A 9,615-nucleotide genomic window follows, 5' to 3' on the forward strand; every position below is an offset into this window, starting at 1 on the left:
CGTGCGCACCGCGGCCGTGGAGCGGGTGCTCCGCACGCGCGCCGACGTCACGGACGAGGCGCTGCAGGCGGCATACGGACTGATCCGGACCACCGCGAGCGACGCCGGCTGGATCGACGTGGCCGAGCGCGAGGTGCCCCGCTACGAGGGGAAGATGAAGCCGCCCTTGGCGCGGGGATCCTCGCGACGCTCATTGACCTAGATCGAGGGGTCAGGGATCAGTCCGAGCCGAACAGGTCCCGCGTGTAGACCTTGTCCTGCACGTCCTCGAGCTCGGGCGCCATCCGGTTGGCGACGATCACGTCGGCGCGGGCCTTGAACTTGTCGAGGTTCTTGTAGACCTTCGACCCGAAGAACTTCCCGTCCTTGTCGAGCTGTGCAGTCGTGAGCTCCGGCTCGAAGATCACGACCTTGACCCCCTTGGCCTTGACCCGCTTCATGATCCCCTGCACGGAGGACTCGCGGAAGTTGTCGGAGCCGGCCTTCATCAGCAGCCGGTGGATGCCCACGACCTTCGGCTCGCGGTCGAGGATGTCGAAGGCCACGAAGTCCTTGCGGGTGGTGTTCGCGTCGACGATCGCGGTGATGAGCGTCTGCGGGACCTCGGAGTAGTTCGCCAGCAGCTGCCGGGTGTCCTTGGGCAGGCAGTAGCCGCCGTACCCGAACGACGGATTGTTGTAGTGCGAGCCGATCCGCGGGTCGAGGCCGACGCCGTCGATGATCTGGCGGGTCGAGAGGCCACGCGACATCGCGAACGAGTCGAGCTCGTTGAAGAACGCCACGCGCATCGCGAGGTAGGTGTTGGCGAAGAGCTTGATCGCCTCGGCCTCGGTGGGCTCGGTGAACAGCAGGGGTACGTCGTCGACGTCGGCGCCCTTCACCAGCAGCTCGGCGAACCGGCGCGCGCGCTCGGTGTCCTCGCCGACCACGATCCGCGACGGGTTGAGGTTGTCGTGCAGCGCACGTCCCTCGCGCAGGAACTCGGGGCTGAAGATGACGTTGTCGCAGCCGAGGCGGGTCCGCACGTCGGCGACGTAGCCGACAGGGATCGTCGACTTGATGACCATCGTCGCGTCGGGCGCCAGCCGCATCACGTCGGCCATCACGGCCTCGACGGAGCCGGTGTTGAAGTAGTTGGTGACCTCGTCGTAGTTGGTCGGCGTCGCGATGATGACGAACTCGGCGCCGGCGTAGGCCTGCGCGGGGTCTGTCGTGAACGTCAGCGCGAGCTCCTCCTCGGCGAGGAACCGCTCGATGTCCTCGTCGTGGATGGGGCTCTGGCCGCCCCGCAGCAGCTTGATGCGGACGGCGTCGAGGTCGAGCCCGACGACCTCGTTGTGCCGCGCGAGCAGGCAGGCCATGGAGAGTCCGACGTAGCCGAGCCCGGCGACAGCGATCTTGGTGGTCACGTGCGCCATTGTGCCCGGTGCGCGCCGGGATCAGGCAGTCAGCGACTTCGCCATCCGGTGAACAATGTCCGTCAACCGCGCCGGCGAGGTCGCGATGTTGACCCGCACGTGCCCGGTCGAGCCGGGGTGATAGTCGTGACCGGCAGCCAGGCGCACCCGCCCGCGCGACAGGCAGATCGACGCCGGGTCGTCGTGGCCGTAGGCGCGCAGGTCGAGCCAAGCGAGGTAGGTCGCCTCCAGCGGCCGCATCCGGGCCAGCGGCAGGTGCGTCGCCAGGAGCTGGGCGAGGAGGGTCCGCTGCTGGTCGAGGCGCTCGACGAGCGCCGCCAGCCACGGGTCGCCATGGTTGTACGCCGCAATGGCGGCCACCACACCCAGGGTTGACCATGAGTCGTTGCGGGCCAGCGGCGCGTCGAGGAGCCGGTCGCGGGTCGCGTCGTCGCCGGTCAGGATCTGGGCGCACTTGAGGCCGGCGGTGTTGAAGGCCTTGGAGGCGGCGACCAGCGCGACCGCGTGCTCGGCCGTGCCGTCGAGCGCGAGATAGGAGATGTGCTCGGCACCGGGGAGCACGAGCGGGGCGTGGATCTCGTCGCTGATGACACGCGCGCCGTGGTGGACCACGACGTCGCGGATGCCCTCGAGCTCGCCGCGGGTGAAGACCCGCCCCCAGGGGTTGTGCGGCTGGGTGAGGATCAGCGTCCGCGCCCCGTCGGCGAGGGCGCCGGCGAGGGCACCGAGGTCGATGCCGGCCCGGTCGGCGTCGGCGTCGACGACGAGATCGACGCGCTTGCGCCCGGTGACCTCCGCGACCTCGAGCTGCGGCGAGTAGGCCGGCACCGGCATCACGACCGGCGCGTCCTCGCAGAGCACGTCGAGGGCGAACCGCATTCCGGCCGTCACGTCGACCACGGGCAGCACGTGCCCGGGGTCGACGGTGTGGCCGAACTGCCGGGCCGCCCAGTCGGCGTACGCACGGCCCAGCTCGCCGCCGAACTCGTAGGCCGGATAGCTCGTCCGGCCCGACCGAACCGCTTCCAGCAGCGCGTCCGTCACCACGTCGGCCGGCGCGTAGTCCATCTCCGCCACCCACGCCGGGATGACGCCGGGTTCTGTCATGCCCCACTTGAGGACCAGGGCGCGGCGGGCTTCCTCATCGGTCAGGTCGCGAATCACGCTCTCGAGCCTATGCTCGCGACATGACGATCCAGCAGGCCACCGAACTCACGCACGCGGCGATGCTGGGCCTGGGGGTGTACCGGCCCGAGCGCGTCGTCACCAACGACGAGATCTGCGAGGTGCTCGACTCCAACGACGAGTGGATCCAGTCACGGTCGGGCATCAAGACCCGACGCTTCGCCGGTCCGGACGAGACGCTCATCGCCATGGCGAGCACCGCGGCCGAGCGCGCGCTTGCCGCGTCCGGCGTGAGTGCCGACCAGCTCGGCTGCATCATCGTGGCCACGTCGACGCACCCGGAGCACACGCCCGCCTCGGCCCCGCAGGTCGCGACCCGGCTCGGGTCGACCACGGCGGCCTTCGACGTCTCCGCCGGGTGTGCGGGCTTCTGCCACGCGCTCAACCTGGCGTCCTCGATGGTCCGCTCGGGCGCGGAGAAGTACGTGCTGGTCATCGGCGTCGAGCAGCTGAGCCGCTTCATGGACCCCACCGACCGCGGGACGGCGTTCATCTTCGCCGACGGCGCCGGCGCGGTGGTCGTGGGACCCGCGGAGGCGACCGGGATCGGCCCGACGGCCTGGGGCTCGGACGGCTCCCAGGCGCACGTGATCAACCAGTCCCCGAGCTGCCTCGGCGCGCATGCCGACACCCCCGTGGTGCAGATGGAGGGTACGGCGGTCTTCCGCTGGGCGCCCTTCGCGATGGCCGAGGTGGCGCACGAGGCGCTGCGCGCCGCCGGCGTCACGGTCGACGACCTCGATGCCTTCATCCCCCACCAGGCCAACCTGCGGATCACCCAGACGCTGTCGCGCAACATCAAGCTCCCCGAGTCGGTGGCGGTCGCCACCGACATCGTGGACTCCGGGAACACCTCCGCAGCCTCCGTGCCGCTGGCGATGGAGGCGATGCTGCGCTCCGGCGAGGCCAAGGCCGGGGACCTGGCGCTGCTGATCGCGTTCGGGGCGGGGCTGAGCTTTGCCGGCCAGGTCGTGACGCTGCCGCCGCACGAGTAGGCGCTGGTCACGCTCACCTGCGTCGCTGGGTCCAGGCGAAACCGGCGAGTCCGAACAGGACGGGCCACAGCGCCAGCCGTTCCAGCGCACCGGAGGCGGTGCCCTCCGGCGTGAGCACGAACCCCACCGCGGCGGCGGCGGTGACGGCTCCCGTCGCCAGGAGCGCCGAACCCAGTCGCGGCTGCTCGCGGCGAATGCGAGCACCGAGGACGATCAGCGCCATCGGCTGCGCGAAGAAGAGCGGTGTCGCGGCGATGGCGTGCAGCGTGGCGTCCTGGTCGAGCGGTGCCAGGCCGGTCGCGACCGAGCTCGCCCCGGAGACCACCAGGAGACCGGTGACCCACGGCCCCAGGGGCCGCGCCAGCAACAGCGCGCCACCGGCCATCAGCATCCCGAAGCCGATGAACGAACCGTTCATCACCTCGTGACGCGGGGAGCAGTACGCCGCGGAGCACCCGACCTCGCCGAGCCTGCTGACCGAGTCGGCGACGAAGCTGTACCCGCCGGTCGTCGCTGCGGCGGTGACGAACTCGGCGGCGATGTAGGTGGGGCGGACGAGCAGGGCGAGGGCTCCCCAGCGTGCGGCGCGAGATGTCGGGACTGTGGGCACCGGGTCACCGTAGACCGGCGGGCGCCTCATCGTGTGCCGCGGACGGTGCGCTACGCCGATACGACCGGGCGACCCCATCCCTCGTGCGCGTCGAGCAATGCCGCGTGGGCAACCTCGACCTGATCCGGCACGTCGACGTGGGCGATGAATCCCCGACCCTGTGGGCCGTAGCCGTGCTGATCGTCGCGCAGGCGCGGAACCTCCCCCATCACCAGTGAGATCCAGCGATGCCGGGGCCACATGTCGCGTCCGTCAGGCGCCGGCAGGTTGACGGGCGCTGCGTCGGGCCACACCAGCCGGAACACGGCATCCATGCGCCGTTGCATGGTGGGGTCCTGCACGAGGGCGACGGTGCGCGGTCGAAGCCCCATGCGGGTCGCCAGCTCGCGGGCGCGGGTCACGTTGTCTCCACAGTTCGTGGACGTGCGCTCGAGAAGCGCGTCCGTGATCCCGTGCACGCGGAGCAGGTGTTCGGCGATCAGCTCCGCCTCGACGGTCCCTGCCGCCTCGTCGGCACCCACGAGCCGGCTGAGCTCGTCCGTGGTGTGGCCGCGTCCCCCGACCAGCATGAGCGTCCCCACCCGTCCTGCGCGCACGGCGGCCGCTGCCCGGTCCCAACCGGGTGGCAGCGAACCACCGAAGAGCAGCATCAGGTCCACGTGGTCAGGGTCGGGATCCTCGAGCGCCAACCAGGACGCGATCGTGTCCAGGTGGCTGTCGTCCCTCGCGCAGGCGTCTGCCTGTCCGCTTCCACTCACGGCTTCCATCCTCGCTCATCGGCGGTCGCGCACATCGTGGACCAGCAGGGCGACGCTCTCGTCTACTGTGCACCGCGTGCTGGACCACGACGAGATCGTTCGCCTGTACGGACCGTGGCGAGCCCGGTCCCCCCACGATGCCGCGGAACTCTTCGCGGGGTACGGGGGTCGCTGGTGGATCGCCGGCGGCTGGGCCATCGAGGCGTTCACCGGCATCGCCCGTGCGCATGACGACGTGGACCCCAGCATTCCGCGTTCGGATGTTCACGCGCTGCGCCGGCACGTGTCCGAGCGGCTCGACGTCTGGCAGGCGGACGACGGCGCACTGCGGCCGATCGTCAACGACACGGACTCGCTGTCGCAGACGTGCGAGAACCTGTGGTTGAGGCGGAGCGGTGCAGACCCATGGGAGTACGACGTCATCCTCATGGGCGCCACCCCGGCGACCTGGACGTACAAACGCGACGCCCGAATCAGCCTCCCGATCAACGAGATCCTCTGGGCACGAGACGGCATCTCCTACCTCTGCCCCGAGGTTCAACTGCTCCACAAGGCCTCAAGGCCCAGGCCCAAGGACCAGGCCGACTTCGACGCCTGCGTGCGGCTCCTCGACCCCGAGCCTCGGGCCTGGCTGCGGATGGCATTGACCCTCGCCCACCCCGGTCACCCGTGGCTGGCCCACCTGTAGGCACCCGAGTCGCGGGGAGTCGCGTCGCTGCGACGCATCGCCGGTCCCAGCACCTGACGTCGCTGCACGCGCGCTCGATAGTCTCTGCACACGGGAGGTTCGTGAGAGCGATGATGATCCGTGCGGCGGTCGTCGGCGATGCGCCCGAGCTCGGGCGCGTCATGGTGGAGTCATGGCTGTCGGCACATCGCGACCAGATGCCCCACGTGGCCTGGCAGCGGAGAGCCGACGAGTGGACCGCCGACGTGTCGGGACGAGGTTGGGCGCGCGTGATGGCCGACCAGGTCGACGGGAGTGCCCCGCACGACGTGCTCCTGGTCGCTGAGGACGATTCCAGGGCTGTGCAGGCCTTGGTGTACGGGACGCCGGCGGACGACGACGTCTCGGGTGCGATCGCGGAGATCGGCGCGTTGTACGTTTCGCCGGATCGCCGAGGTCAGGGCATCGGAGCAGCACTCCTGAGAGCCGGTGCTCGGGAGTTGGCCCAGCTCGGCTTCACGACGCTGCGCCTCAGCGTCCTCACTGCCAATCGCCCTGCTCGGGGGTTCTACGAGGCCATGGGCGCACACGAGATCGGTCAGGGGACCTTCGACGAGGAGGGGTGCCTGCTTCCCGTCACGGTCTACGAATGGTCTGACGTCAATGCCCTTGTCGGCGAATAGCGCGCGTCTCCCGGCCACGTAGGACGGGGCGCGGTATGCGTCGATGATTCGCTCGGACGGCGGCTTGGCCCCGTTAGAAGTCGCCGTCCAGATCGGTCTCGGCGTAGGTGGTTGTGGCTGCCGCGTTCCCGGCGAGGTCGGTCGTCCCCGCGGCGGGCGCCCAGCTCGCGTTGGCGGCGGCCGCCGCTGTCGTCGTGGCGCCGCTCGCCGTGCCGAGGGTGATGGTGAGGCTCGAACCACTCATGGAGAGCGTCGACAGCACCGACGACCCTGCCAGACCGAACGTTCTCGCTGCGGTGACGTAGTCGCCTCGATTGAGGTTCACGGTGCCCAGCGGCAGCACCGTGACGGAGTCCGCGCTGGCGATGGTGATCTTGTTGTTGGTGTTGCTCTTCGATATCCGCACCACGACGTTCTGGGTCGTCACGCCGTTCCAGCCGGCGATGATCGAATTGGGGTTCATGGCCTCGGAGTAGGTGAGCGTGAACGTGTCACCCACCTCGAGCCTGCGGGCTGTCCCGCCGCTGGCGTTGGTCGTGGTGAAGCCGACACCGGTCGGCTTGGTGCGGTCGATGACGAACGTCGTGCTGGTCGTGCCGGCGTTGCCGACGCCGTCCGTCGCGCGGACGACCAGCGTGTAGGTGCCATCCGCCGGGAAGGTCGTCGCGGCGATCGCGTGGCTCCACGACGCCGTCCCGGTGGCCGTGATCCAGTTCTGGCTGGAGGCGCTGAAGGTGGTTCCGTTCAGGTAGAGCCCGGTGCTGGCACGCAGCATGCTGATCTCGACCTTGCTGACGCCGCTCGGCGTGTCTGAGGCGGTGCCGCAGACTTCGCCGGTGGTCGGCACACAGCCGGCGTTGTACGTCGTGTCGTTGTAGCGGCCACCCGCCGCCGGGAACGTGGTGCCGATGACGGGCGCCGTCGCGTCGACCGTCCAGGTCCTGCTGGCAGTCGCGCCGGTGTTGCCCGCGCCGTCGACCGCCCGGACGTCGAAGGTGTGCGAACCATCGGTGAGCGTGCCGTAGGTCTTCGGGCTGGTGCAGGCCGCCCAGGCACCCGCGTCGAGCCGGCACTCGAAGCTGGCGCCCGCCTCACCCGTGAAGGTGAACGTGCCGCCGCCGCCGCCGGTGGTGCCGGTCGGGCCGGAGGTGATGGCCGGTGCGGCGGGCGCCGTACGGTCGATGGTGATGGTCACGGAGTCGAAGGCGGTGAGCCCGACGTTGTCGGTCGCCCGGGCACGCATGACGTAGTTGTCCTCCGCGGGGAACGACGCGGCGGCCATGGCGTAGGACCAGGCGGTCGTGCCCGTCGCGGCGAGGAAGACCTCCGTGGCGCTGCCGAAGCTCGTGCCGTCCCAGTACAGCGAGGTACCGGCGCGCCTGATGCTCACGGCAACGCCGGCGATGCTGCCCCCCGGGTCGGACGCCGTGCCGCACACGTCGCCGGCCGGGGTGCCACAGCCGGCGGCGTACGTGGTGTTGTTGTAGGTGCGGCCGGTGCTCGGGAAGCTGAAGCTGATGCTCGGCAGGCCGACCTCGACGGTCCAGGTGTAGGAGACCGGGGCGCTGATGTTGCCTGCGGCATCGGTGGCGCGCACGCCGAAGGTGTGCGAGCCGCCGGCAAGCCCGGCGTAGTTGACCGGGGCCGTGCACGTGACCCACGCACCCGAGTCCAGCTGGCACTGCGCCCCGGTCCCGGCCTCAGCGTCGGTGAAGTCGAACTGAACCGAGGAGCCGCTGGGGTTGCTGGGGGCCTGGATGATCTGCGGCGCGGGCGGTGGGGCGGTGTCGAGCGTCATGTCGACTGCGCCGGTGGTCGTGTTGCCGACGGCGTCGGTGGCGCGCCACCGCACGGTGTAGTTGCCGTCCGACGCAAAGGCGGTGCCGGCGAACAGGTACGACCAGGACGCGGTCCCGGTGGCGCCCAGCCAGGTCTCGCTCCCAGCGGCGAAGGCGCTGCCGTCCCAGTAGCTGCCGGTGCTGGCCCGCCGGATGCTGACGGCGACCGCCGCGAGACCGCTGCCGACGTCGCTCGCGGTGCCGCACACGTCCCCGGACGCCGGCGTGGCGCAACCCGCCGCCCAGCCGGCGAGGTTGTAGCTGGTGGCGGTCGGGAACGTCATCGCGGCGGTCGGCGCCGTCGCGTCGACCGTCCACGTCGTCGAGGCGCTGGCACTGGTGTTTCCGGCGCCGTCCACCGCGCGGATGTCCACGGTGTGCGACCCGTGCGAGAGGACGCTGTACGTCTTCGGGCTCGAGCAGGAGGTCCAAGCACCGGCATCCAGACGGCACTCGAAGGTGGCAGTCGGGTCGGTGGTGGTGAAGGCGAACGTCGCCGACGGGCCGCTGGTGGCCGGTGGCACGCTGGTCAGGGTAGGGGTGGCCGGGGCGGTGCGGTCGAACGTGATCGTGCGCGAGTCGTAGCCGAGGTTGCCGACGTCGTCGGTGGCGCGCGCCCGCAAGGTGTAGTCGCCCTCGGCGAACGCACTCGCTGCCATGTTGTACGACCAGACGGTGGTGCCCGCGGCGGCGTTGAACGTCTCGGTGGCCGAGGAGAACGTCGCGCCGTTCCACCACAGGCCGGTGCTCACACGACGCACACTCACGCCGACCGCGCTGACGAGCGAGTCGTCGTCTGCCGATCCGCAGATGTCGCCGGTCGCGGCCGTGCCGCAGCCGGCGTTGAAGCCGCTGTCGTTGTAGACGCCCGCCACCGTGGGAAAGCCGATGACGATCGTGGGGATGGTGGTGTTGACGGTCCACGTGTACGAGGTCAAGGTGCTGACGTTGCCGACCGCGTCCGTCGCGCGGGCCTCGAAGGTGTGCGAGCCAGCGGGCAGTCCCGCGTAGTCGATCGGGCTCGCACACGTGGTGAACGCGGCCGCGTCGAGGTGGCACTCGACGGTCGCCGACGCTTCGGCCTCGGTGTAGGCGAAGGTGACGGCGTCGCCGCTGACGGCGGCCGGAGTCAGGGTCAGGACTGGCTGCGGTGGCGCCGTGCCGTCGACCACGATGCCTGCCGCGGCGGCGTCGCCGCTGGGCAGGGCCACGGCGTAGATGGTGTGCGGGCCGTCCCCGGTGCCGGATGGCACCGTGACGACGACGGCACCGCCGCCACTGCCCGGAACCGCCGTCGGGGTCGTGGTGCCGGCCAGGCTCCCGGTGAGCTCCGTGCCAGTGGGGCTGTCGAGGCGGTACCGAAGGGTTTCCCCGCCGAGGAACCCAGCCGCGCTCCCGGTGAGCGAGGTCCCGGGTTTCACGGTCGTGGACGAGAGCGTCAAGGTCGGCGCGGCCACCGTT

Annotated in this window: 9 protein-coding genes; 4 read left to right on the plus strand and 5 right to left on the minus strand. The window is 70.5% G+C overall.

From position 1 onward, the window contains the following. Positions 1-202: hypothetical protein (locus RMO85_RS14805; RefSeq protein WP_310529493.1), on the plus strand; the 202-nt coding region annotated here is incomplete at its 5' end. Positions 203-218: 16 nt separating this feature from the next. On the opposite strand, the gene RMO85_RS14810 is transcribed toward RMO85_RS14805, so the two are convergent. Next, positions 219-1,409 (minus strand): nucleotide sugar dehydrogenase, encoded by a 1,191-nt coding sequence (locus RMO85_RS14810; protein ID WP_310529494.1) that lies wholly within the window; start codon positions 1,407-1,409, stop codon positions 219-221. Positions 1,410-1,439: 30 nt separating this feature from the next. Further along, complete coding sequence (locus tag RMO85_RS14815; protein ID WP_310529495.1) at positions 1,440-2,582, minus strand: aminotransferase class I/II-fold pyridoxal phosphate-dependent enzyme; 1,143 nt, start codon at positions 2,580-2,582, stop codon at positions 1,440-1,442. Positions 2,583-2,605: 23 nt separating this feature from the next. On the opposite strand from RMO85_RS14815, the gene RMO85_RS14820 reads away from it, so the two are divergent. After that, positions 2,606-3,598, plus strand: coding sequence for a beta-ketoacyl-ACP synthase III (locus RMO85_RS14820; RefSeq protein ID WP_310529496.1), 993 nt, complete (start codon positions 2,606-2,608; stop codon positions 3,596-3,598). 13 nt (positions 3,599-3,611) lie between these two features. Here the strand turns inward: RMO85_RS14820 and RMO85_RS14825 are convergent, their stop codons facing one another. Then, positions 3,612-4,208 carry a DUF998 domain-containing protein gene (locus RMO85_RS14825; RefSeq protein ID WP_310529497.1) on the minus strand — a complete coding sequence of 199 codons (597 nt, stop codon included), beginning with the start codon at positions 4,206-4,208 and terminating at the stop codon, positions 3,612-3,614. Positions 4,209-4,258: 50 nt separating this feature from the next. Beyond that, complete coding sequence (locus RMO85_RS14830; RefSeq protein ID WP_310529498.1) at positions 4,259-4,966, minus strand: YdcF family protein; 708 nt, start codon at positions 4,964-4,966, stop codon at positions 4,259-4,261. A gap of 76 nt (positions 4,967-5,042) precedes the next feature. Between RMO85_RS14830 and RMO85_RS14835 the strand changes: the two genes are divergently transcribed. Together RMO85_RS14835 and RMO85_RS14840 are read left to right on the plus strand one after the other, a co-directional pair. After that, positions 5,043-5,654 (plus strand): hypothetical protein, encoded by a 612-nt coding sequence (locus RMO85_RS14835; protein WP_310529499.1) that lies wholly within the window; start codon positions 5,043-5,045, stop codon positions 5,652-5,654. A 110-nt stretch (positions 5,655-5,764) separates the two neighbouring features. Continuing rightward, entirely contained in the window at positions 5,765-6,316 is a 552-nt protein-coding gene (locus tag RMO85_RS14840; RefSeq protein WP_310529500.1) for a GNAT family N-acetyltransferase, read from the plus strand. Positions 6,317-6,389: 73 nt separating this feature from the next. On the opposite strand, the gene RMO85_RS14845 is transcribed toward RMO85_RS14840, so the two are convergent. Further along, on the minus strand, positions 6,390-9,615 hold a 3,226-nt coding region (locus tag RMO85_RS14845; protein ID WP_310529501.1), incomplete at its 5' end, for an Ig-like domain repeat protein.

It is taken from the genome of Nocardioides sp. (assembly GCF_031422975.1).
Classification (GTDB): Bacteria; Actinomycetota; Actinomycetes; order Propionibacteriales; family Nocardioidaceae; genus Nocardioides.